Source organism: Kitasatospora sp. NPDC088391 (assembly GCF_044753345.1).
GTDB lineage: Bacteria > Actinomycetota > Actinomycetes > Streptomycetales > Streptomycetaceae > Kitasatospora.
Window position 1 is genome coordinate 115,055 of record NZ_JBIVNB010000008.1, and the last position, 23,312, is coordinate 138,366.

The following is a 23,312-nucleotide window of genomic DNA, read 5'->3' on the forward strand; positions in this document are numbered from 1 at the left end:
CCCTCGGCCATGCCCGCGGACCGGCCCCGGCGCGGGAGCGCTCAGAAGCGGTCGACCGGCACGTAGGTGCCCCACACGCCGCGCAGGGCGTCGCAGACCTCGCCGACGGTGGTGCGGGCGGCGAGGGCCTCCTTCATCGGGTAGAGGACGTTGTCGCTGCCCTCGGCGGCCTTGCGGAGCTGGGAGAGGGCGCGGTCGACGGCGGAGGAGTCGCGGTCGGCGCGCAGCCGGGCCAGCCGCTCGGCCTGCTGGGCCTCGATCGCCGGGTCGACCCGCAGCGGCTCGTAGGGCTCCTCGGCGTCGAGCTGGAAGCGGTTGACGCCGACCACGGTCCGCGCGCCGGAGTCCTGCTCCTGCTGGATGCGGTACGCGGTGCGCTCGATCTCGCCCTTCTGGTAGCCCTGTTCGATCGCGGCGACGGCGCCGCCCATGTCCTCGACCTTGGCCATCAGCTCCAGCGCGGCGGCCTCCAGCTCGTCCGTCATCGCCTCGACCACGTAGGAGCCCGCGAACGGGTCGACGGTGGCGGTGATGTCGGTCTCGAAGGCGAGCACCTGCTGGGTGCGCAGCGCGAGCCGGGCGGACTTCTCGGTGGGGAGGGCGATCGCCTCGTCGAAGGAGTTGGTGTGCAGCGACTGCGTCCCGCCGAGGACGGCGGCGAGCGCCTGCACCGAGACCCGGACCAGGTTGACCTCGGGCTGCTGGGCGGTGAGCTGGACGCCGGCGGTCTGGGTGTGGAAGCGGAGCATCTGCGACTTGGGGTTCTTCGCGCCGAACTCCTCCTTCATGACGCGGGCCCAGATCCGGCGCGCGGCGCGGAACTTGGCGACCTCCTCCAGCAGCGTGGTGCGGGAGACGAAGAAGAAGGAGAGCCGGGGCGCGAAGTCGTCGACGTCCATCCCGGCGGCGACCGCGGTGCGGACGTACTCGATGCCGTTGGCGAGGGTGAAGGCGATCTCCTGCGCGGGGTTCGCCCCGGCCTCGGCCATGTGGTAGCCGGAGATCGAGATGGTGTTCCACTTGGGGATCTCGGCCCGGCAGTACTGGAAGATGTCGGCGATCAGCCGGAGCGAGGGCTTCGGCGGGAAGATGTACGTGCCGCGGGCGATGTACTCCTTGAGCACGTCGTTCTGGATGGTGCCGGTGAGCCGGTTCGACGGCACGCCCTGGGCCTCGCCGACCAACTGGTAGAGCAGCAGCAGCAGCGAGCCGGGCGCGTTGATGGTCATCGAGGTGGAGACCTCGCCGAGCGGGATGCCGCCGAACAGGACGTTCATGTCCTCGACGCTGTCGATCGCGACGCCGACCTTGCCGACCTCGCCGGAGGAGATCGCCGCGTCCGAGTCGTAGCCCATCTGGGTGGGCAGGTCGAAGGCGACGGACAGGCCCATGGTGCCGTTGGCGATCAGCTGCTTGTAGCGCGCGTTGGACTCGGCGGCGGTGCCGAAGCCGGCGTACTGGCGCATCGTCCACGGCTTGCCGGTGTACATGGTCGGGTAGACGCCGCGGGTGAACGGGTACCGGCCGGGGGTGCCGAGCCGGTCGGCGGCGTCGAAGCCGGCCAGGGTCTCGGGGCCGTACACCGGCTCGATCGGCAGGCCCGACTCGGTGCGGCGGGGCTCGGCTGCCATGGGTGTCCTCCGCGAAGGGTGTGAGGGTGGGTTAGCGCTGATTAACGCCCGGTTGGATACGCAATGTAGTCGTGCCCCGTCGACAGCAGACAGATGCCACGGCTGGGAGCTTGCTCACAACATCCGGCACCCGCTCCTTGGGATGATCGGTCCACCGACCGGACACACGAGGAGTGGGACATGACCGAGCAGAAGGTCGCCGTCGTCACCGGCGCCAGCAGCGGCATCGGGGCGGCGACCGCCCGACGGCTGGCGGCCGACGGTTTCGCGGTGGTGCTGACCGCACGCCGCACCGAGCGGATCGAGGAGCTGGCGAAGGAGATCGGCGGGTCGGCCCGGGCGTACACCCTGGACGTCACCGACCGGGCCGCCGTGGACGCCTTCGCGGCCGGGGTCGGCCGGGTCGACGTGCTGGTGAACAACGCGGGCGGCGCGCTGGGCGCGGAGAGCGTCGAGGCCGGCGACCCGGCGGACTGGCGCACCATGTACGAGATCAACGTGATCGGGGTGCTGCACCTCACCCAGGCGCTGCTGCCGGCGCTCCGGGCGAGCGGCGACGGCACCGTGCTGATCATGTCCTCGACGGCGGCGCTGGCCGCGTACGAGGGCGGCGGCGGGTACGTGGCGGCGAAGCACGCCGTCCACTCGGTGGCGCAGACCCTGCGCCTCGAACTCGTGGGCGAGCCGATCCGGGTGATCGAGATCGCGCCCGGGATGGTGCGCTCCGAGGGCTTCGCGCTGACCCGGTTCCGCGGTGACCAGGACCGGGCGGACGCGGTCTACGCGGGCGTCGCCGAGCCGCTGACCTCGGAGGACGTCGCCGACACCGTCTCCTGGGCGGTGACCCGGCCGTCGCACGTGAACATCGATCTGCTGGTGGTCCGGCCGCGCGCCCAGGCGGCCAACCACAAGGTGCACCGGGTCAGTTGACCGGCCCGGCGTGAACAGGAGGGACGGCGGGTCACAACTTGATAGCTCGATCGAGTGAAATCGGCCCGCCGCCTCCCCAATTGATGACCCCTCAACTACCGTGGAGGCGCTGCCCCGCCGACTGCTCCGGCCCGAGCGGTGGCACCACCGATCCCGCAACTCCGCTCCCCTTCCCCGGTCTTCCGAGCATTCCGCCTTCCGCCCTCACGAGGAGGATGCGCTGACCAGCGACATCCCGCCGCAGCGCCTGGACGCGCGGACGGAACCTTCCCTGCTGGGACTGCACCGCTTCAACGAAGCCGACTCCGGCGCCGTCGAGGAGGCCCTGCTCGCCTGCTGCGGCAGCCACCGCTGGGCGCTCCGCCTGACCGCGCACCGCCCCTACCCCGACATCGAGTCCCTGCTCGCCGCCGCCAGCGAGGCGAGCTACGACCTGCGTCCCGCGGACCTCGCGGAGGCGCTGGCCGACGAGAGCTGGATGCCGCAGCCGCTGCTCGGCATGCGCGCGCCCGGCAGCCAGGCCGCGCACACCGCGCTGCGCGCGGCGCACGCCGCCTACGAGGCCCGCTTCGGGCACGTCTTCGTGGTCTGCCTCGAAGGGGTCGACCCGGAGGAGATGCTGGACGCCGTCCTCACCTCGATCCGCACCCGGCTGGCGAACGACCCCGACGAGGAGCGGCTGACCTCCGCGGAGGAGCTGCGCCGGATCGCGCTCAGCCGACTCGAACACCTGGTCGCGGTGAAGAACTGACCGCGCCGCGCCCCTCGGACCGCCCGACCTTGGCGAGCTGGGCCCGGACCACCTCCCGGTCCGGCTCGGGGGCCGGGCGGCCCTCGGGGTCGAGGGTGGTGAAGACCGTGAGCACGTTGCCGGTCCGGGCCACCAGGGCCCGTTGGGCGAAGGAGGTGCCGCCGGTTTCATTCGTGAGAGTGAACGCGGTGACGGCGTCCGCTCCTTCGGGGGTGGGCGTGTCGAGCCGGGCGAGGCGGTGCCGCCCGGTGCTGGAGGTGAAGTCCCGGCAGCGGTCGAGGACCCGCTCCAGCCCGGCGTGCACGGCCGCGGCGCGCCCGGGCCGGAAGGCCAGGATCGCGGTGTAGAGGGAGGCCGGCGTGTCGCCCTCGCGGGCGATGTCCAGGTCGGCCTCGGCCAGCGGCCCGGCGTCGCCCTTGGACGGGGTGAGGGCGTCCAGGACGGGCTGGCAGGCCGGGTTGTCGGCGGTCTGCGGGGGGCTGGAGATGTCGTTCTGCCCGGGCTGCATGAGGGTGACCCGCCAGCCGGGGGCGAGTTCGCCGTCGGTGACCGCGAGGGCGCGCACCCCGGCGGCGTCGTACCCGTCGCCGAGCAGGTCGGCGGGGCCGGCCGCGACCGGCCCGACCGCGCCGACGGCGACGTCGGCGGAACTGCCGGGCGCGGGGGCGGCGCAGCCGGCGGCGGCGCAGGCCGCGGCCAGGGCGAGGGCGGCGAGGGCGGGCAGGGGTCGCACGGCGGTCTCTCCTCGTTCGCGTTGTTCCGCGTCGTTTCGCGTCGTTCCGCGTCGTTCGGGGCGGGGACCGCACCGTAGCGTAAGAATTCGGTGACGCAGCGTCACAGTTCCCGTCCGGATTAGGCCGTGCGTGCCTGATTGATCACACCAGGGGGCCCCGGCGGCGGTTGCCGACGGCGCGTCGATAGGATGCTCGCGGCCGGTGGACCGTATCCGGCCGGGCTGACCGACACCGAAGCCGGCCGAGCCCCCAATCGCTTCCGGAGGGTTTTCCGTGCCGGCTGGAACGCTGTACCGCGGCCGGGAAGGCATGTGGAGCTGGGTGGCTCACCGAGTCACCGGCGTCCTGATCTTCTTCTTCCTGTTCGCACATGTTCTCGACACCGCCCTGGTGCGGGTGTCGCCCGAGGCGTACGACTCGGTGATCGCCACGTACAAGACCTGGTACGTGAACCTGATGGAGTACGGCCTGGTGGCCGCCATCCTGTTCCACGCCCTGAACGGCCTCCGGGTCGTCGCGGTCGACTTCTGGGCCAAGGGCCCGAAGTACCAGAAGCAGATGCTGTGGACCGTCGTCGGCATCTGGATGGTGCTGATGGGCGGCGCGTTCTACCCCGTCCTGCAGCACACCCTTCGCACCTGGTTCGGGGGCTGATCCGCGTGTCCACTGACACCAACGACCTGGTGGTCCCCTCCGTCCAGGCGCACACCGGCAAGGGCCTGGGCACCGGCAACCCCGCCGACGCCTTCGTGGTGGAGCCCGCCCGGGCCCGCTCGAAGCGGACCCCGCGCCGCACCCGCACCAACTTCGAGATGCTCGCCTGGCTGTTCATGCGGCTGTCCGGCATCGTCCTGGTCGTGCTGGTGCTCGGCCACCTGCTGATCAACCTGATGCTGGACGGCGGCGTCTCCAAGGTCAGCTTCGCCTTCGTGGCGGGCCGCTGGGCGTCCCCGTTCTGGCAGGGCTGGGACCTGCTGATGCTGTGGCTGGCGATGCTGCACGGCGCGAACGGCATGCGCACCGTCATCAACGACTACGCGGAGAAGGACGCCACCCGTCTGTGGCTGAAGGGCCTCCTGGCTGTCGCGACCGTCTTCACGGTCCTGCTCGGCACCCTGGTGATCTTCACCTTCGACCCGAACATCTGACGAGCCACCAGAGGCGACTGACCCCCATGCAGATTCACCAGTACGACACCGTCATCGTCGGCGCCGGCGGCGCCGGCATGCGCGCGGCCATCGAGTCGACGCAGCGCAGCCGCACCGCGGTGCTGACCAAGCTCTACCCGACCCGGTCCCACACCGGCGCGGCGCAGGGCGGCATGTGTGCCGCCCTCGCCAACGTCGAGGAGGACAACTGGGAGTGGCACACCTTCGACACGGTCAAGGGCGGTGACTACCTGGTCGACCAGGACGCCGCCGAGATCATGTGCAAGGAGGCCATCGACGCGGTCCTCGACCTGGAGAAGATGGGTCTCCCCTTCTCCCGCACCGACCAGGGCCGGATCGACCAGCGCCGCTTCGGCGGCCACTCCCGCAACCACGGCGAGGCCCCGGTCCGCCGGTCCTGCTACGCCGCGGACCGCACCGGCCACATGATCCTGCAGACGCTGTTCCAGAACTGCGTCAAGCACGGCGTCGAGTTCTTCAACGAGTTCTACGTCCTCGACCTGCTGATCAACGAGGGCAGGACCGCCGGCGTGGTCGCCTACGAGCTGGCCACCGGCGAGATCCACGTCTTCCAGGCCAAGGCCGTGGTGTTCGCCTCCGGCGGCACCGGCAAGATGTTCAAGGTCACCTCGAACGCGCACACCCTGACCGGCGACGGCCAGGCCGTGGCGCTGCGCCGGGGCCTGCCGCTGGAGGACATGGAGTTCTTCCAGTTCCACCCGACGGGCATCTGGCGGATGGGCATCCTGCTCACCGAGGGCGCCCGCGGCGAGGGCGGCATCCTGCGCAACAAGGACGGCGAGCGCTTCATGGAGCGCTACGCCCCCGTGATGAAGGACCTGGCGTCCCGCGACGTCTGCTCCCGCGCGATCTACTCGGAGATCCGGGCCGGTCGCGGCTGCGGCCCCGACGGCGACCACGTCTACCTGGACCTGACGCACCTGCCGCCGGAGCAGCTGGACGCCAAGCTGCCGGACATCACCGAGTTCGCCCGGACCTACCTCGGCATCGAGCCCTACACGGACCCGATCCCGATCCAGCCCACCGCGCACTACGCGATGGGCGGCATCCCGACCAACGTCGAGGGCGAGGTGCTGTCGAACAACACCGACATCGTCCCGGGCCTGTACGCCGCGGGCGAGGTCGCGTGCGTGTCGGTGCACGGCGCCAACCGCCTGGGCACCAACTCGCTGCTGGACATCAACGTGTTCGGCCGCCGCGCGGGCATCGCCGCCGCCGCGTACGCCGACAAGCACGACTTCGTGCCGCTGCCGGAGAACCCGGGCGCGCTGGTCGAGGCGCTGGTCGAGGGCCTGCGGGAGTCCACCGGCACCGAGTCGGTCGCGAAGATCCGCCAGGAGCTGCAGGAGTCGATGGACACCAACGTGTCCGTCTACCGCACCGGCAAGACCCTGCAGCAGGCGGTCGAGGACGTCGCGGCGCTCAAGGAGCGCTTCAAGAACGTCTCGATCCAGGACAAGGGCTCGCGCTACAACACCGACCTGCTGGAGGCCGTCGAGCTGGGCAACCTGCTCGACCTGGCCGAGGTGCTGGTGGTCTCGGCGCTGGCCCGCGAGGAGTCGCGCGGCGGTCACTACCGCGAGGACTTCCCGACCCGCGACGACGTGAAGTTCATGCAGCACACCATGGCGTACCGCGAGGTGGCCGAGGACGGTTCCACCTCGATCCGCCTCGACTACAAGCCGGTCGTGCAGACCCGCTACCAGCCGATGGAGCGTAAGTACTGATGTCCACTCCGACCGTCGAGACGCACTCGGCCGCGCTGGACGCGGTCGAGGCGGGCAGCACCCAGCTGATCAACGTCACCCTCCGGATCCGCCGGTTCAACCCGGAGGAGCACCCGGAGCCGGTGTGGGTGGACTACCAGCTGCTGATGGACCCGAAGGAGCGCGTCCTGGACGCGCTCAACAAGATCAAGTGGGAGCAGGACGGCACGCTCACGTACCGCCGCTCCTGCGCGCACGGCATCTGCGGTTCGGACGCCATGCGGATCAACGGCCGCAACCGGCTGGCGTGCAAGACCCTGATCAAGGACGTCAACCCGGAGAAGCCGATCACGGTCGAGGCCATCAAGGGCCTCGCGGTCCTCAAGGACCTGATCGTGGACATGGACCCGTTCTTCCAGGCGTACAAGGACGTCATGCCGTTCCTCATCACCAAGGGGAACGACCCGACCCGCGAGCGCCTGCAGTCGCAGGAGGACCGCGAGCGGTTCGACGACACCACCAAGTGCATCCTGTGCGCCGCGTGCACCTCGTCGTGCCCGGTGTTCTGGAACGACGGCCAGTACTTCGGCCCGGCGGCGATCGTCAACGCGCACCGCTTCATCTTCGACTCGCGCGACGAGGGCGGCGAGCAGCGCCTGGAGATCCTGAACGACCGTGAGGGCGTGTGGCGCTGCCGCACCACCTTCAACTGCTCGGAGGCCTGCCCGCGCGGCATCGAGGTCACCAAGGCGATCCAGGAGGTGAAGCGCGCGCTCGTCACGCGTCGCTTCTAGTCCTTCCGACCGAGGGGCCCGTCCGGGAGGTTTCCGGGCGGGCCCCTCGGCGTTCCGCCAGGCGTTCCGTCAGGCGGCGCGGCGGGACCGGACGGTGGCGAGGGTGGCCAGCAGCGGGCCGGCCAGCAGGGCGGCGCCCATGCCGCGGTAGTCCTGGTCGGCGGCGGAGGCGGTGAGCGCCAGCTGGGTGGCCAGCACGGCGGCGCCCGCCACCGGGACCAGCGCGGGCAGCCGGTGCCGCCAGGCGTACAGCAGGGCGGCGGCCAGGCCCGCGTAGGCCCACAGCGCGCCGCGCCAGAGCAGCCAGTCCAGCTGCGGGGCGCGCAGCAGGGTGCGGCTCCAGTCGGCGGCGGCGTGCAGCGGCCGCCACAGGCCGTGCGAGGAGTCGGCGGCGTCCGGGACCACGGTGGCGGCGTGCGGGCCGCCACCGCCCGCCCACACGCTCCAGGCGAGCCGGCCCCGGCAGAGCCGGGCGTCCAGCACCCGGTCCGGGTGGTCGCGGAGCAACTGCCGCCAGGCGGCGGCGAGTTCGTCGGCGCCACGGCGGGCTGCGGCGGCGTTCCAGCGGTCGGTGAGGGCGGCCGTCGCCGAGCAGTCCGCGCCGGCCGCGGCCCACGCCCCGGGCGGGGCGAGGGCGGTCAGCGCCGGGTCGGCGGGGGCGGCCGGGTCGGCCTGCCGGGCCCGCGCCAGGTCGGCGGCCCGCAGGGTGTGCAGGCTGCCGCCGCGGTCCGCCGGGTGGCCGAGCAGGGCGAGCGCGATCGGCACCGCCAGCGCCAGCGCGGCCAGCAGCGCCAGCCGGGCCCGGACCCGGGGCAGCGCCGCGACCAGCACCAGGACGGCGACCAGGCCGGTGCCGGCGCCCCGGGTGCCGGTCAGCGCGAGCAGCAGGACGGCCCCGAACAGCGCGGCCAGGTCGAGCCGCTGGGCCGGGCCGCCGCGCCGGGCCGTCCCCTCGCCGTGCCGGGCCAGCAGCCGCAGCCCGGCCCCGGTCAGCAGCAGCGCGGCGGCGGCGCACGGGACCCCGGGGCCGAGCGAGACCGCCAGGCTGCCGGTGGGCGGCAGCGCGGCCAGCGCCAGCGCGACCGGGGCGCTGTGCCGGCCGCGCACCCCGAACCGGGACAGCGCCGCCACCAGGTAGCCGAGGCCGAACGCCACCGCGACGGTCTGGGCGAGCGTCAGCGGGCCCGCGTGGACGGCCCGGAGGGCCGCCGCGTACAGCGGCGCGGACCCGTCCGGCGGCCCGGCGGTGAACGCCGGGTACGCGGCGGCCCACCACAGCAGCAGCACCGCCTGGCAGGCCGCGGCGACCGCGAACGGCAGCCGCAGCCGGGACTTGGCGCGCCGGTGCCGGCGCTCCCGCTCCTGGCGCTGCGCCCACTCCGGACGGGCCTCGCCGAGGGTGGTGCCAGTGCTCATCCCGAGTCTCCCCGTCCCCTGTCCCGACCCGCGCCGACCGTCCCCCGCACGACCGCGTGCCGGGCAGGCTAGCAGCCGGATTCGGCCACCTGAAGGGGTTCCGCACGCCCGTCCGTCCCGGACACGCCAAGGGCCCGCCCCGGCCGTGGCCGGAACGGGCCCTGACGGCGGGTCAGGCGAGCGGGCCGCGGTCCCGGGGCGCCGCGGTGCCCCGGTAGGTCAGCAGGTGGCGGTCCGGGGTGACGGCGTACAGGTCGTTCTGCCCGTCGCCGTCGAGGTCGCCGGAGCTGCCCAGGGTCGGGTAGGCGGCGACCGGGAAGCTGCCGAGGACGGTGCCGTTCGCCGGGTCGGCGAGGCCGGAGAAGTCGTAGCTCCCGTCGGCGAGCTTGGGGACGGCGTGCGCCCGCAGCGTGCCGGTGGCCTGCTCGCGGGACCAGAGGGCGAGGTTGCCCTGCGCGTCGGGTCCGGGGGCGATCAGGTCGTAGCCGTTCCACAGGGCGGTGCTGGTGAGCCGGGTGGACTTGCCGAACCGGGACGGGTCGTTCTGCAGCCACAGGTCGCCCTGCTCGACGTCGAGCAGCGTGATGCCCTGCGGCCGGGCCGGGTCGGTGGAGCCGAGGGCGACCAGCTGCCGGACGTCGGAGAAGTCCTCCGACATGCCGGGCGGGCAGGCGACCGGCTTGCGGGCGGTGTCGGTGCAGGCGGTGGCGTGGTCGACCAGCGCGGGCGAGCGGACGCCCAGCGGCAGTGCGCCCTGGTTGACGTACTGGTAGAGCAGGCTGCCGCCGGCGGCGTGGGCGTAGACCGTGTCGGCGGGCGCGCCGCCGCCGCTCCAGCCCTTGTGGAACAGCTGGAGGTCCGCCCAGGTGCCGCCGCCCGGTGCCAGTTCGGCCGGGACCGTGGTGGTCGGGGCGGTGCCGGCGGAGTCGCCGCCGATCACCAGCAGGTTGCCGTGCGAGTCGGGCAGCAGGATGTCGGGGACGCCGTCGTTGTCGACGTCGCCGAGGGCCTTCGGCGGGTTGGGGTTCCACGGCGCGTAGAAGGAGTAGTCCAGGCTCTGGGTGACCTGCCCCGCCCCGTCGACGGCCTCGACCCGGAGGGAGTTGCTGCCCCAGGTGCCGGGCTTGAGGGTGATCTCGGCGGTGCCGTCCGGGCGGGCCTGGACGGTGCCCTCGCCCGGCGCGCAGAGGGTGTTGCTCACGCCGAGGTCCCCGTTGAGGACGTAGCGGAAGCAGGCCACCCCGGAGCCGGTGTCGACGGCGGAGAAGGTGAACACGCCCTTCTGGCCCGCGTACTTGCCGCCGCCCTGGGCGGGGAAGTCGTCGGAGTGGACGGCCAGGGCGGTGGGCGCGGCGGTGTCGACGCCGAAGCGGCAGGTCGCGGTGGGCTTGCCGGAGCCGGGCCGGTACTCCGGCCAGACCTGCCAGGTGTAGCCGGGGCCGTCGGCCAGGCCGGTGAGGGCGGTCTGCACGGTGCCGTCGGCGGCGGCCTCGGCGGTGGTGTCGAGGATCTTCGCGCCGGTCGCGTCCCACGCCTTGAAGCGGGCGGCGGGCGCGGTGGTGCGGGCGCGGAGCACGGGGGCCGCGGTGGTGGCCCAGCCGGGCGTGCCGGTGGCGGTGCAGCCGTCGGTGGCGGTGGCGTTCAGGTAGGTGCCCGGGAGGACGGCCGGGGCGGTGACGCCGGTGCCCGGGACGGCCTGGGCCGCGGGGGCGGCGAGCAGGCCGATGGTGAGAGCGGTGCCCGCGCAGGCGGCGAGCAGCCGCGGCGAGACGGTTCGGGACAAGGGTTCCCCCACAGGGTGTCGCCCGGGCCGCCGGGTCCGGCGGCCCGACCCCCGCGGCCGGAACGGTGCGGGGGCGAAGCGAAAGGTACTGCAGGGGTCCGACCGTCGGTGCGGCGGGCTACTCGGCGGGCCGTTCCGCGGCGCCGGCGGGGGTGCGCAGGGCGCGCAGGCCGCGGACGCCGACCGCGCCGACGGCGAGGCCGAGCAGCAGGGAGGTGACGGCGAGCAGCAGGTGGACCCAGAAGAAGGCGGTGGGCTGCCCGTGGTCGCCGTTGACGAAGGCCTGGCCGCCGGAGTCCTTCCAGAGGTTCTTGGCGAAGGTGGTCCAGATGACGACCGACCAGAGGCCGAAGGCGGTGAGGAACCAGGAGACCGGGCGGCTGAGCTTCATGGCGGGGTCCTTCGCGGCAGACGGAATGCCCGTCCAGTATGCGGGGCCCGCCGATCGGAGCAGCGTGCGGCACTCGTTCGTGGTTTCGGGCGGGGTCGGGGTGGGAGCCCCGATCGGGTGGGTTATTTTCCCGGAATGCAGATAATCCGCCGGATCGTCGTGGGTTCCTCCGCCGTCGCGCTGCTGCTGGCCCCGGCACTGCCGGCCGCGGCCGCGCCGGGGGACGACTCCCCGCCGCCGCCCGCGGTGGTCGGCGGCGAGCGGCTGGCCGCGGCGGGGGTGCAGGTGGCGCCGGGCGCGGGGGCGCCGCCGCTGCCGGCCGACCTGACCGGGAAGTCCTGGGTGGTGGCGGACGCGGGCAGCGGCGAGGTGCTGGCCGCGTTCAACGCGCACGCGCAGCTGCCGCCCGCGTCGACCCTGAAGATGCTGTTCGCGGACACCGTGCTGCCCCGCTTCCCGGCCGCCGAGGTGCACAAGGTGGCGCCCGCGGAGCTGCAGGGGATGGGCGCGGGCAGCAGCCTGGTCGGCATCAAGGAGGACCTGGACTACAAGGTCGAGGACCTGTGGCGCGGGGTGTTCCTGTCCTCCGGCAACGACGCGGTGCACGTGCTCGCGCACATGAACGGCGGGGTGGCGAAGACCGTCGCCGACATGCAGGCCCGCGCGGAGCAGCTGCAGGCCCGCGACACCCACGTGGTCAGCCCGGACGGCTACGACATGGACGGGCAGCTGTCCTCGGCGTACGACCTGACGCTGTTCGCCCGGGCCGGTCTGCGCAACGCGGAGTTCCGCGGCTACTGCGCGACCCGCACCGCGCAGTTCCCGGGCGCGCCGGACCAGAAGACCGGGCAGCGCGGCAGCTTCGGCATCGCCAACACCGACCGGCTGCTGGGCAAGTACCCGGGCCTGATCGGGGTGAAGAACGGCTACACCACCAACGCGGGCGCGACCTACACCGGTGCCGCGGAGCGCGGCGGCCGGACCCTGCTGGTGACGGTGATGCACCCGGCGAACAGCCCGAAGGTGTACGACGAGGCGGCGGCGCTGCTGGACTGGGGCTTCGCCGCGGCGGGGAAGGTCACCCCGGTGGGCGCGCTGGCCGAGGACGGCGCGGGCGCCTCCCCGCCCGCCGCGAAGCCGGTGGGCGACACCCCGGCCGCCCCGCGGGGCGGCGCCCGCGACGGGCGGGCCGCGCACGCCGCGGCGGGCGGGCCGGGCGCGGCGACCTGGTCGGCGGTCGGGCTGTGCGCGGCGGTGGCCGCGGCGGGCCTGCTGCGGCTGCGGGCGCTGCGCCGGCGGGAGGGCGGGCCGGACGCCCGCTCCCGCCGCCGGGCCTGACGGACCGTCGGCCCGCCGGGCGGCTCAGGCCGCCCGGCGGGACCGGGCGGCGCGGAGGGCGCTGCGCACGCCCCGGGTGGCGATCGGCGGGAGCACCGCGAGGGCGATCCGGCGGGGCAGCGAGCGCGCCGGGCGGGTGGCGCTGTCGTCCCAGGCGAGGCGGTGGCAGGGCTGTCCGGCGATGGTCTCGTCGTCGAGCCGGAAGCCCTCGGCGCGCCAGTCGCGGGCCAGCAGCTGCTCGCGGACCGCCTCGGGGTCGCCCCAGGTGCCGTAGAACTTCTCGGGGGTGAGCAGCACCGGGCGCAGGCCGAGGGTGAACACGGCCTCCCAGACGGCGGCGGCCACCCCGGGGGTGTGCGGGGCCCGGTAGTCGTCCAGGGCGACCACGCCGTCGCCGGCCAGCGCGTCCCGGGCGACCTTGATGTCGCCGATCACGTGCTCGTACAGGTGCGAGGCGTCGACGTGGACGAAGCGGCAGCTGCCGGCCGGGATGCGGCCGTCGGCGAGCACCGAGGTGGGGGCCTGGACCACGACCGGGAGTTCGGGGTGGAAGGCCAGGTAGTTCCGTTCGAAGGCCCGCCGGGTCAGGGTCTCCCGGTAGGACATGCTCATCTCGGCGGAGTTGCTGTCGTCCGGGGCGTCGAGGTCGAACAGGTCGCAGACGGTGAAGGTCTGGCCGGGGCGCAGGTGGTCCCCGAGCAGGATCGCCGAGCGGCCGAGGTAGGTGCCCAGTTCCAGCAGGTCGCCGTCGACCCCGGCGGCGTTCTGACTGCCCAGCAGGTGGGCGAACGCCTCCTGGTCGGCACGGAAGAACCAGCCGGGCACGTCGTCGGGCGTGGCCGGGGTGGCGGCGGGAGCGGCGCTGGTGTCGGTGACGGACACACGGTCTCCAGGGAGCGGGCCGGGTCGCGGGGGGCGGTCCGGCGGTGCGGTCGGCCGGGGACGGGCCGAGCAGGTGTGACCGGGATCATAGTCAGTTGTCCGGTTCGCGGACAGTGGGTGAACCCGGTGTTTCTCCGGCGGCTTCGAGCGCGGCCACGGCCTGCCGGACGGCGCGCCGCCGGGCCTGTTCGGGGTCCGCGAGGGCGGTCCAGGCGGCGCAGTACATCAGCAGCCTGGTCACGAAGTTCATCCACAGCAGCAGCGCGACCGGGACGCCGAACGCCCCGTACAGGCTGCGGCCGGCCACCGAGCCGAGGTACGAGGAGAGCAGCAGTTTCAGCAGTTCGAAGCCGACCGCGCCGATCAGCGCGCCCTCCAGCAGGGCGCGCCGGTGCTGGCCGCGGATCCGCGGGAACGGGCCGAGCAGGTAGGCGAACAGCAGCAGGTCGGCGCAGACCGCGATCAGGAAGCCGAGGCCGGACAGCAGCCAGCGGCCGGCCCCGCCGTCGAGGCCGAGGCCGTCGGCGAGCCGGTGCGCGAGGGTGGTGGCGAGCGCGGAAGCGGCCAGCGAGGCCAGGCAGACCGCGCCGAGGCCGGCCAGCACCAGGCAGTCCCAGAGCTTCACCAGCACCGGGTTGCCGCCCTCGTCGGGCAGCCGCCACACGGTGCGGACGGCGCCGCGCAGGGTGTCCACCCAGCCGAGGCCGGAGATCAGCAGCAGCGCGCCGGAGACCAGTCCGACGGCTCCGGCGTTGGCGGCCATCGCGCTCAGGTCGAGCGAGTCGGACAGGCCGGGCAGCTGCTCGGAGATCTTGTCCTGGAGCTGGTGCACCCGGCCGTCGGTGAGGGTGGCCAGCGCGATCGCCAGGGCCACGGTGAGCAGCGGGAACAGGGCCAGGAAGCCGAAGAAGGTGACCGCCCCGGCCAACCGGTTCCCGTCGGCGTCGGTGAACAGCAGGTACACGGCGTAGGGGCGGCTGCGCAGCACGCGGGCGGCGAGCGGGCCGATCACGGGCAGCTTGGTGAGGAAGTCCACGCCTCGCTGTATACCCCGATCGGGTCGGAACAGCGGGGAGCGACGCGGGCGGTCCGACCGGGCCTCGGTGCCCCCGCGCCTTCCCGCCCGACCCCGGCGCGGCACGGAACAGCACGCCCGGAGAGGTAGGATCGCCGCCGGTGAGGTCCGGATTCTGACAACTTGTACGGACCCAGCCGGCCGCGCTCCCGGAGGAAAGGCTCGCGCTCCCGATGGCCCCCCGTCTGTCCGTCGTCGTTCCGATCTACAACGTCGAGCGCTATCTGGAAGAGTGTCTGGACTCCATCGCCGCCCAGACCTTCGCCGACTTCGAGTGCGTCATGGTCGACGACGGCTCGAAGGACTCCAGCGCAGCGATCGCCACCGCCTACGCGGCCAAGGACTCCCGGTTCCGGCTGGTCCAGCAGGTGAACAAGGGCCTGGGGGCGGCCCGCAACACCGGCTACCGGCACATCTCCGCGGAGTCCGAGTTCCTGGCCTTCGTCGACAGCGACGACACCATGCCGCCGTCGGCGTACCAGCTGATGATCAACACGCTGGAGGAGACCGGTTCGGACTTCTGCACCGGCAACGTGCTGCGTTTCCGCGCCGTCGGCCACTACCAGTCCGGTGGCCACCGCAAGCCGTTCGCGGCGACCCGGCTGCGCACCCACATCACCGAGATCCCGGCGCTGATCACCGACCGGACGGCCTGGAACAAGGTCTACCGCCGCTCGTTCTTCGACGAGGCGGGCGTGCTGTACCCCGAGGGCATCCTGTACGAGGACGCGCCGGTCAGCGTGCCGCACCACTTCCTGGCCCGCCGGGTGGACGTGCTGGCCGAGCCGATCTACCACTGGCGCGAGCGGGAGGTCGGCGAGATGTCGATCACCCAGATGAAGACCAACCCCAAGGGCGTCCTCGACCGGGTGAAGTCGATGGAGCTGGTCCGGGACTGGCTGTCGCAGCAGGCCGACCCCAAGTTCCGGAAGTACCTGCGCACGTACGACGAGAACAACCTGCTCGAAGAGATCCCGATGTTCTTCGGCTCGGTGCTGGAGGACGACCCGGAGTACAACGCGGCCTACCTGGAGTCGGCCGGCCGGCTGCTCCGGGCGATCGGCCCCGAGCAGGTCCGCAAGCTGCGGGCGCCGCTGCGGCTGAAGTACCACCTGACCCTGCAGGGCCGGCTGGACGAGCTGGTCGAGCAGCTGCGCTTCGAGCAGGACAGCAACGGGGCCGCCCCGGCCCGCGGCCTGCTCCGCCCGTACGCCGACTACCCGTTCCTGCGCGGCGGCCGCAAGAGCGTCCCGGCGGACGTGCTGCGGCTGAAGAACGCGATGGTGATGCGTTCGCGGCTGTACGAGGCGCGCTGGACGGACGGCCGGCTGCAGCTCACCGGGCACGCCTTCCCCGAGCACCTGGGCGTCGAGCACAAGCACGACATGATGAAGGTGCTGATCCTGCGCGAGGCCAAGGGCCGCCGGGTGATCGCGGTGCAGACCCGGAACCAGTACAGCCCCGAGGCGACCGCCTCGTCCCCGCACGACCTGTACTCCTGCGACTGGGCGGGCTTCTCCGCGGTGGTCGACCCGCAGCGGCTGAAGCACCGCGGCGCCTGGAAGGAGGGCTCCTGGCGGGTGCTGGTGGCGGGCGTCGGCAAGGGCGGCGTCTCCAAGGGCCGGGTGTCGGTCGGCTGGCACGACCGCTCCGAGCACCCGCCGGTGCACTGGGTCGAGGAGGACGTCCGGATCGTCCCGTGGTCGCGCGACAACCACCTGCTGCTGAAGGTGGAGCGGGTGCGGGCGCGCGCCGTGTCGGCGGGCGCCGCGGACGGCGCCGTCGAGCTGCGCGGCCTGGTCCGCTCCGGGGTCGACCTGGCGGGCGCGGAGCTGCGGCTGCGGCACGCCGAGTCCGAGCGGGAGGTGTTCGCCGAGCTGGAGCTCGGCACCCCGGTCGGCCTCGACCTGCCGTTCACGGCGCGGGTGCCGGTCGCCGAGCTGACCGCGGTCCGGGTCGCCTGGGCCGCGCTCGACCCGGTGGCCGAGGAGCGCTCCCGGGACCGCTGGGACGTCGAGCTGAAGCTCGCCGACGGCGGCACGCTGCCGCTGGCGCTGGACGACCGGGCCGCCCCGGTGGAGCTGCGGCTGCCGATCGACGGGGACACCCGGATGCTGTACGCCCAGCCCTCGCCGGGCGGGCACCTGCAGCTGGCCGACCAGGTCCTGCAGCCGGTGGTGGAGCAGGTCTCGCGGGCCAAGGACGGCGAGGGCTTCGTGCTCAGCGGCTCCTTCCCGCTGCCCGGCACGCACCGCTACGAGCTGGTGGTCCGGCACCTGAAGCGGCACGAGGAGCACGTCTACCCGGCGGAGGTCGCCGACGGCCGGTTCCGGGCCGCGCTGCCCGCCGTGCCGACCGCGTCCTTCGCGGGCCGGGTGCCGCTGCACAAGGGCACCTGGCGGGTGCTGTTCCGCCCGGTCGGCGCGCCGGTCGACAGCGTCTGGCCGACGGCGGCGGTGGCGCCGTCCGCGTTCGACGCGCTGCCGCTGGAGGTCGAGGCCCGGGGCAAGCGGGTGGCGCTGGAGCGCCGCCTGTTCGACACGCTGTCGCTGGAGTCGCACGACCCGCTGGACTCCGGCGAGCGCAGCGGCTACATGCAGCGCAAGCTGCGGCGGTCCTTCCCGGCGCTGCAGGCCGAGCCGCTGGCCGACGCGGTGGTGTACCACACGGTGCGCGAGGACCCGTGGTCCTCGCAGGGCGGCCAGTACGCGGACTCGCCGCGGGCGGTGCACGAGGAGCTGGTGCGCCGGGGCCTGCCGCTGCGGCACCTGTGGACCACCGTGGACCTGCAGACCGAGCTGCCGCAGACCGCCGAGGGCGTGCGGCACCGCTCGCCGGAGTGGTACCGGGCGCTGGCGACCTCGAAGTACGTGGTGGCCTCCACCCACCTGCCGACCTGGTTCCGCCGCCGGCCCGGCCAGGTGGTCCTGCAGACCTGGCAGGGCACCCCGCTGAAGCGGATCGGCAAGGACTTCGAGAAGGTCTGGTTCACCGACGCCGACTACCTGGACCACCTGGCGCAGGAGGTCCCGCAGTGGAGCCTGCTGGTGGCGGGCAGCCGCTGGGCGGTGCCGGTGCTGCGGCGGGCCTTCGACTACGGGGGCACGGTGCTGGAGAGCGGCCACCCGCACAACGACGTGCTGTTCGCCGCCGACCGGGAGAAGACCGCCGAGCGGGTCCGCGAGCAGCTGGGCCTGCCGGAGGGCAAGCGGGTGGTGCTGTACGCGCCGACCTTCCGCGAGGACCGGCGGCTGCCGGAGGGCGGCTACCAGTTCAACCTGCAGCTGGACCTGGCGGCGGCCCGGGCCGCGCTCGGCGACGACCAGGTGCTGCTGGTGCGGGCGCACGAGCTGGTCTGCGGGCAGGTCCCCGGCGCCGGCGACGGCTACGTGTGGGACGTCTCGACCTATCCCGACACGGCGGAGCTGCTGCTGGCCGCGGACGCCCTGGTGACGGACTACTCGGCGGTGGCGCTGGACTTCCTGAACACCGGCCGCCCGGTGCTGTTCTTCGCCCCCGACCTGGAGCACTACCGGGACAACCTGCGCGGTTTCGCCCTGGACTACGAGGCCAAGGCCCCGGGTCCGGTGCTGCGCACCTCGGCCGAACTGGTCGAGGCGCTGGGCGACCTGCCGGGGGTCGCCGCGGCGTACGCCGACCGGTACGCGGCGTTCCGGGAGGCGTACGCCGACCTGGACGACGGCGGTGCGGCGGCGCGGGTGGCGGACGCGCTGCTGGCGGCGGGCGGGGAGAGCAGCGGACATCCCTCCGAGTAAATAATATGAGCAGATATCAATTCCCTCCCTTTTTCGTATGGTCGAAAAAGGGAGGGAATTGACTTTTCCCCGGCCCTTGCACTGGGATAACGGGAATGTCCCCCCAGGTACGGCGCCCCGCCACCGCCGCCCGCCCGGCCCGGCCCGACTCCCCCGCCGCGACCGCCGTCGCCGCCCTGCGCGACGCGGCCTGGGACGGCGACGTGCTCGTCCTGCTCGGCGAGGGCCGGCTCACCGACCGGCCCGGCGAGCGGCCCGGGCAGACCCGGGTCGTCCTGGAGCTGCGGCCGCTCGACGGCGGCCGCCGCACCGTCCGGCTCCGCACCACCCCCCGCCACCTGCCCGAGGCCACCGACGACAGCGCGCAGACCCGGCACGGCCTCGACTGGACCGGCTTCACCGCCCGGCTCGACCCCGCCCTGCTGCGCGCCCGGCCCGGCGCCGGGGGCGAGGCCGCCTGGCAGCTCTGGGCCGCCGTCGGCTCCGGCCTGCGCCGGGCCCGCACCCCGCTCCTCCCGCACTGGTGCGGGGCCGGCGAGTACCCCCCGGCCCGGTGGACCGGCCCGACCGCCCAGCTGGTGCTCGCCGCCGCCGACGGCGCCCTGGTCCTGACGCTGCGCCGGCCGCAGGCCCGGGTCGACTCCTGCCGGTCCCGGCCCGACGGCTTCGAGCTGCGCGGCACCGCCACCGGCCCCGGCGGCGGCCCGCTGGTGCTGCGCCACCGCGCCACCGGCGAGCTGATCCAGAGTCAGGCGCACTGGCGGGGAAGCGAGTTCACCGCCCTGGTCGGCACCGTCCCGAGCCCCGCCCCCGGCCACTGGGAGCCCGAACTGGCCCTGCCCGGCGGCCCCGCCCCGCTGGTGCTGCGGCACCCCCCCGACGGCCCGCGCCAACTCCCGCTGCCGGACGGCCGGACGGTCCTGTACGCCAAGCAACTCGCCGACGGGTCACTGCAGTTCTGCGTCCAGCCGGCCGAGCCGCTGGTCGACCTGATCGCCCCCGCCCCCGGCGGCTTCGAACTGGCCGGGGAGTTCCCCGCCGACGCCGGCCCGCTGGACCTGGTGCTGCGGCACACCGGCGACGGCCGCGAGCGCCGCGCCCCCGCCCGGCCCGCCCCCGGCGGCCGGTTCACCGCCCGGCTGCCGCTCGCCCCGCCCGGCACTGACGGCACCCCCCGCCCGCTCGCCAAGGGCGTCTGGGAGGTCCTGCTGCGCCCCGCCGGGCCCGGCCCGGACACCGCCGGCCATCCGGTGCGGCTGCACCCGGCCGCCCTGCCCGCGCTCCCGGCCCGGGCCGGCGTCCTCGGCAAGTCCTTCCTGCTGCAGCGCCGCTGGCACGACACCCTGATCGTGGACAGCCTCCCGGTGCTGTCCGCCACCGAGCGCAGCGCGTACCGCCAGCACCGCCTGCGCACCGAGACCTACCCGGCGGCCCGCCGCCGCCCGCTCCGCGAGGCGGTGCTGTACGACGTGTTCGGCGGCCGCGGCCACGCCTGCCACCCGCGCGCCGTGCACGCCGAACTGGTGCTCCGGGGAGCGGAGTTGGAGCACCTGTGGGTGATCGAGGACGGGCAGGGGACGGCCCCGGAGGGCGCCCGCGCCGTCCGGCAGTGGAGCCCCGAGTGGTACGAGGCCCTGGCCACCTGCCGCTACCTGGTCGGCAACACGCACTTCCCGGACTTCCTGCGCCGCCGGGACGGCCAGCAGGTGGTGCAGCTCTGGCACGGCACCCCGCTGAAGCGGATCGGCCACCGGATGCCGCCCGGCTGGGCCGCCGCCGACGGCTACCTGGAGCGGCTGGACCGCGAGGTCCGGCAGTGGAGCCTGCTGGTCTCTCCCGGCCCGTTCGCCACCCCGGAGCTGCGCGCCTCCTTCGGCTACCGCGGCGAGGTGCTGGAGGCCGGCTGCCCGCGCACCGACCGGCTGGCCCGCCCCGACCCCGCCGAGGTCGCCGCGATCCGCCGCCGGCTGCGCCTGCCCGCGGGCCGCCGGGTGGTGCTGTACGCCCCGACCTGGCGCGACGACCGGCCCGGGCCCGGCGGCCGGCACGCCCTGGACCTACGCCTCGACCTGGCCGCCGCCCGGGCCGCGCTGGGCCGTGACCACGTGCTGCTGCTGCGCCCGCACGTGCACGTCGGCGGGGCGCTGCCGGACGACGGCTTCGTCCGCGACGTCGCCGACCACCCGGACGTGCAGGATCTGCTGCTGGTCGCCGACGTGCTGGTCACCGACTACTCCTCGGTGATGTTCGACTTCGCGGTGACCGGTCGGCCGATGCTGTTCTTCACCTACGACCTGGCCCACTACCGGGACGCGCTGCGCGGTTTCACCTTCGACTTCGAGCGGTCGGCGCCCGGTCCGCTCCTGGGCGACTCGGAGGGGCTGGTCGCCGCCCTGCGCTCCCTCGACCCGGCGCGGCACCGGGATGCCCGCCGCCGGTTCCGGGAGCGGTTCTGCCCGCTCGACGACGGCGGCGCGGCCGCCCGCGTGGTCGACCGGATGCTCGCCCTCGGTGGCGGGGGCTGACCGCCCGGGGCGCTCGGGCCGCTCGAACGGGCCGGGCACCGGGAAGTAGCCGGTGAGGAACGCGGCGACCGCCGGGCCCCGGTCGGCGTCGGCGTCGGCGTCCCCGTCGGCCAGGCAGAACGCGTCCAGGTCGCGGGCGGCCAGCAGCCCGGGCAGCCGGTCGCGGTCCGCGGCCCGGTCCAGCGCCAGGTAGTCGTGGCGCAGCGCGCCGTCGACGGCGTCGCCGCGGAGCTGCGCGTGGTAGAGCGCCAGGGTGATCGGGGCGATGTCGTCGGCGGCCCGGAACACCGAGCGGCCGGTGGCCTCCCACGCCCGCGGCCAGTGCCGTTCGGCCCGTTCCAGCAGGTCGCGCCGGAGCGGGTAGGGGACGTGCGCGAGCACCCGGGCGAAGGCCCGGCCGTGGTCGCGCTCCAGCAGCCGGCGGGTGTGCTGCTGGGCGGCGGTGTACACGTCGGGCCGGACGGTCGGCGCGGCGGGCGGGACGCGGCGGGTGTCGCGGCAGACCTTGGGCCGGCCGTTGCCGAGGAAGAAGTCCTCGGGGCGGACCGGGCGGCCGAGGAAGGTGTCGTCGTTGAAGTACAGGAAGTGCTCGGCCAGGCCGGGGACGCGGTGCAGGCCGGTCTCGATGGCGTGCGAGTTGAACACCGGGCCGTCCGGCAGCAGGTCGCGGTGCGCGACCACGCTCAGGCCGGGCACGGTGGTGTCCAGCCAGTCCGGCAGCTGGTCGTCGGTGATCAGGTGGACGTGCCGGACCCAGGGGGCGTACATGGCGATCGAGCGCAGGCAGTACCGCAGTTCGTCGTGGCTGCGGTAGCGGTGGTCGCCGTCGTCGTGCTCGCCGTCGTCGTGGCCGGGAGCGGCGGGGTCGGGAGCGGCGGGGGCGTCGTCCGGGCCGGTGCCGAGCAGCCGGGCCCGGGCCTCGGCGCGGCGGGCCCGCCACCGGGGGTCGGCGCCGTCGACCCAGGTCAGCACGGCGTCGACGGGGAACCGGACGTCCTCCGGCAGGGTGTGCAGGAAGGGCTCGGCGACGGGGTAGTCGCGGTCGCCGACCCGGACGGTGCCGGCCGGCTCCAGCGAGGGCAGCCACCAGCCGAACGGGGTCTCGGCGATCGCGGCGACCGCCCCGGCCGAGGACTCGGCGGCGTCCCAGAACTCCAGGTCGCAGCCGTGCTCCCGGCCGTAGTGGAGGGTGCGGCCGGAGGTCACCACCGGCCGGTACAGGCGGACGCCCTTGACCCGTTCGGGGGGCTCGGTCCCGGGCGGCCCGGGCGTCTCGTGGGCGGCCGCGGCGGCAGGCAGCTCCTCGGCGAGCACGGTGGCGTGCACCCGGCCGTGGCCGAGCAGCGCCGCGTAGACGGGGGCGCCGCGGAAGGCGGCGGCGACGGCGGCCAGCGCGGCCTCCCGGTGGCCGGGCGGCACGCCGAGCCGGTGCCGGACGCCGCGGTCGGGCACCAGCAGGTAGGGGACGGCGGCGGTGTCGAGCGCGGCGGCGGCCTCGGCCAGGTTGGCCAGCCGGGCCTGCGGGTCGAGCAGGTCGTCGCGGACCGTGGCGAGCCGTCCGCCGTGCCGGGTCAGCGCCGGGTCGGCGGCGGCGAGCGCGTCCTCGCGGCGGCGGCGCGGGTCGGGCGGCGCGGGGGCGGGGGCGGGCGGCGCGGGCAGCAGTCCGCAGGCCCGCAGCGCGCGCCCGGCGAGTCGTCGTACCGGCTGGGGAACCGCCTGCCTGACCGCCATGTCACTCCCGCCGCACCGGATTTCACGGTGACGCTAACAATGCGGCGGGACGGAAGGCAGTAAACCGGGACGTTTCTCAGCCGATTGGCAGACGGTCAGGAAAAGTTCATCCGCCGAGGCCGAAGCGGAAGGACTCCCAGGGCCGCCAGACGCCGTCGGCGCCGAACCGGGAGAGCACGAACTCGGCGACGTCGAAGACCGCGCGGAAGCCGCGGGTCTTCTCGTAGGCCGCGTCCAGGGCCGGTTCGGACAGGCCGTGCGCGACGGTGACGTGCGGGTGGTAGGGGAAGGCGAGTTCGCGGGCGAGCGGCCCGGAGCGGACCTCGGCCTCCAGCACCCGGCACTCCTGGGCGCCCTCCTCGACCCGGATGTAGACCACCGGGGTGACCGGGCGGAAGGTGCCGCTGCCCTGCAGCAGCATCCGGAACGGGCGCTGGGCGGCGGCCACGGCGCGCAGGTGCCGCCGGACGGCGGGCAGCAGCTCGGGGCGGGCCTCGGTCGGCGGCAGCAGGGTGACGTGGGTGGGTATCGAGCGGGCCTGCGGGTCGCCGTGCCCGGCCCGGGCGTCCTGCACCCGGCTGCCGTACGGTTCGGGGACGTGTATGGACACGCCGATGGTGACGGTCCCGTCGGGACCGTCACCATCGCGGGCGGCAGCC

Annotated in this window: 17 protein-coding genes and 1 pseudogene; 9 read left to right on the top strand and 9 right to left on the bottom strand. The window is 74.3% G+C overall.

Features of this window, described 5'->3' with window-relative positions:
* Positions 1-41 precede the first annotated feature (41 nt).
* On the bottom strand, positions 42-1,631 hold the full coding sequence (locus tag ACIQBJ_RS23555) for a methylmalonyl-CoA mutase (protein ID WP_400713915.1): 1,590 nt from the start codon (positions 1,629-1,631) through the stop codon (positions 42-44).
* A 180-nt stretch (positions 1,632-1,811) separates the two neighbouring features.
* Between ACIQBJ_RS23555 and ACIQBJ_RS23560 the strand changes: the two genes are divergently transcribed.
* Together ACIQBJ_RS23560 and ACIQBJ_RS23565 are read left to right on the top strand one after the other, a co-directional pair.
* Positions 1,812-2,561: an SDR family oxidoreductase gene (locus ACIQBJ_RS23560; RefSeq protein WP_400713918.1), complete on the top strand. Its 750-nt coding sequence runs from the start codon at positions 1,812-1,814 to the stop codon at positions 2,559-2,561.
* 220 nt (positions 2,562-2,781) lie between these two features.
* On the top strand, positions 2,782-3,312 hold the full coding sequence (locus tag ACIQBJ_RS23565; protein ID WP_400714565.1) for a 2-oxo-4-hydroxy-4-carboxy-5-ureidoimidazoline decarboxylase: 531 nt from the start codon (positions 2,782-2,784) through the stop codon (positions 3,310-3,312).
* On the opposite strand, the gene ACIQBJ_RS23570 is transcribed toward ACIQBJ_RS23565, so the two are convergent.
* The gene (locus tag ACIQBJ_RS23570) at positions 3,275-4,045 is read right to left on the bottom strand and encodes a hypothetical protein (protein ID WP_400713921.1); all 771 of its coding nucleotides are present in this window, start codon (positions 4,043-4,045) and stop codon (positions 3,275-3,277) included. The two genes, ACIQBJ_RS23565 and ACIQBJ_RS23570, sit on opposite strands and share 38 nt — an antisense overlap.
* Positions 4,046-4,319: 274 nt before the next feature.
* Here ACIQBJ_RS23570 and sdhC point away from each other — a divergent pair, with 274 nt between their 5' ends.
* The 4 genes from sdhC (at position 4,320) to ACIQBJ_RS23590 (ending at position 7,736) form a co-directional block, all read left to right on the top strand.
* Positions 4,320-4,700, top strand: coding sequence for a succinate dehydrogenase, cytochrome b556 subunit (gene sdhC, locus ACIQBJ_RS23575; protein WP_400713924.1), 381 nt, complete (start codon positions 4,320-4,322; stop codon positions 4,698-4,700).
* 65 nt (positions 4,701-4,765) lie between these two features.
* On the top strand, positions 4,766-5,194 hold the full coding sequence (locus ACIQBJ_RS23580) for a succinate dehydrogenase hydrophobic membrane anchor subunit (protein ID WP_400714568.1): 429 nt from the start codon (positions 4,766-4,768) through the stop codon (positions 5,192-5,194).
* A 26-nt stretch (positions 5,195-5,220) separates the two neighbouring features.
* On the top strand, positions 5,221-6,963 hold the full coding sequence (gene sdhA, locus ACIQBJ_RS23585; RefSeq protein WP_400713927.1) for a succinate dehydrogenase flavoprotein subunit: 1,743 nt from the start codon (positions 5,221-5,223) through the stop codon (positions 6,961-6,963).
* Positions 6,963-7,736 (top strand): succinate dehydrogenase iron-sulfur subunit, encoded by a 774-nt coding sequence (locus ACIQBJ_RS23590; RefSeq protein WP_400713930.1) that lies wholly within the window; start codon positions 6,963-6,965, stop codon positions 7,734-7,736. Before sdhA ends, ACIQBJ_RS23590 begins: the two co-directional genes overlap by 1 nt.
* Positions 7,737-7,805: 69 nt before the next feature.
* On the opposite strand, the gene ACIQBJ_RS23595 is transcribed toward ACIQBJ_RS23590, so the two are convergent.
* The 3 genes from ACIQBJ_RS23595 to ACIQBJ_RS23605 all read right to left on the bottom strand — a co-directional run bounded on the left by ACIQBJ_RS23595 (position 7,806) and on the right by ACIQBJ_RS23605 (position 11,326).
* On the bottom strand, positions 7,806-9,152 hold the full coding sequence (locus tag ACIQBJ_RS23595) for a hypothetical protein (protein ID WP_400713933.1): 1,347 nt from the start codon (positions 9,150-9,152) through the stop codon (positions 7,806-7,808).
* Between the two features lie 172 nt (positions 9,153-9,324).
* Positions 9,325-10,935 carry a hypothetical protein gene (locus ACIQBJ_RS23600; protein WP_400713936.1) on the bottom strand — a complete coding sequence of 537 codons (1,611 nt, stop codon included), beginning with the start codon at positions 10,933-10,935 and terminating at the stop codon, positions 9,325-9,327.
* A gap of 118 nt (positions 10,936-11,053) precedes the next feature.
* Positions 11,054-11,326, bottom strand: coding sequence for an SCO4848 family membrane protein (locus ACIQBJ_RS23605; protein ID WP_400713939.1), 273 nt, complete (start codon positions 11,324-11,326; stop codon positions 11,054-11,056).
* A 135-nt stretch (positions 11,327-11,461) separates the two neighbouring features.
* Here ACIQBJ_RS23605 and ACIQBJ_RS23610 point away from each other — a divergent pair, with 135 nt between their 5' ends.
* Positions 11,462-12,664, top strand: coding sequence for a D-alanyl-D-alanine carboxypeptidase family protein (locus tag ACIQBJ_RS23610; protein WP_400713942.1), 1,203 nt, complete (start codon positions 11,462-11,464; stop codon positions 12,662-12,664).
* Between the two features lie 24 nt (positions 12,665-12,688).
* Here the strand turns inward: ACIQBJ_RS23610 and ACIQBJ_RS23615 are convergent, their stop codons facing one another.
* Positions 12,689-13,546 (bottom strand): class I SAM-dependent methyltransferase, encoded by an 858-nt coding sequence (locus tag ACIQBJ_RS23615; protein WP_400713945.1) that lies wholly within the window; start codon positions 13,544-13,546, stop codon positions 12,689-12,691.
* 91 nt (positions 13,547-13,637) lie between these two features.
* Positions 13,638-14,582: a YihY/virulence factor BrkB family protein gene (locus tag ACIQBJ_RS23620; RefSeq protein WP_400713948.1), complete on the bottom strand. Its 945-nt coding sequence runs from the start codon at positions 14,580-14,582 to the stop codon at positions 13,638-13,640.
* Between the two features lie 212 nt (positions 14,583-14,794).
* Here ACIQBJ_RS23620 and ACIQBJ_RS23625 point away from each other — a divergent pair, with 212 nt between their 5' ends.
* Positions 14,795-18,397, top strand: coding sequence for a CDP-glycerol glycerophosphotransferase family protein (locus tag ACIQBJ_RS23625; protein WP_400713951.1), 3,603 nt, complete (start codon positions 14,795-14,797; stop codon positions 18,395-18,397).
* Positions 18,398-18,492: 95 nt separating this feature from the next.
* Positions 18,493-20,922, top strand: coding sequence for a CDP-glycerol glycerophosphotransferase family protein (locus tag ACIQBJ_RS23630; protein ID WP_400713954.1), 2,430 nt, complete (start codon positions 18,493-18,495; stop codon positions 20,920-20,922).
* An 18-nt stretch (positions 20,923-20,940) separates the two neighbouring features.
* Here ACIQBJ_RS23630 and ACIQBJ_RS23635 read toward each other — a convergent pair.
* Both ACIQBJ_RS23635 and ACIQBJ_RS23640 read right to left on the bottom strand, forming a co-directional pair.
* Positions 20,941-22,653: pseudogene (locus ACIQBJ_RS23635) on the bottom strand (Stealth CR1 domain-containing protein); the annotation flags it as partial.
* Between the two features lie 106 nt (positions 22,654-22,759).
* The gene (locus ACIQBJ_RS23640; RefSeq protein ID WP_400713957.1) at positions 22,760-23,263 is read right to left on the bottom strand and encodes a 2'-5' RNA ligase family protein; all 504 of its coding nucleotides are present in this window, start codon (positions 23,261-23,263) and stop codon (positions 22,760-22,762) included.
* Positions 23,264-23,312: the final 49 nt, after the last annotated feature.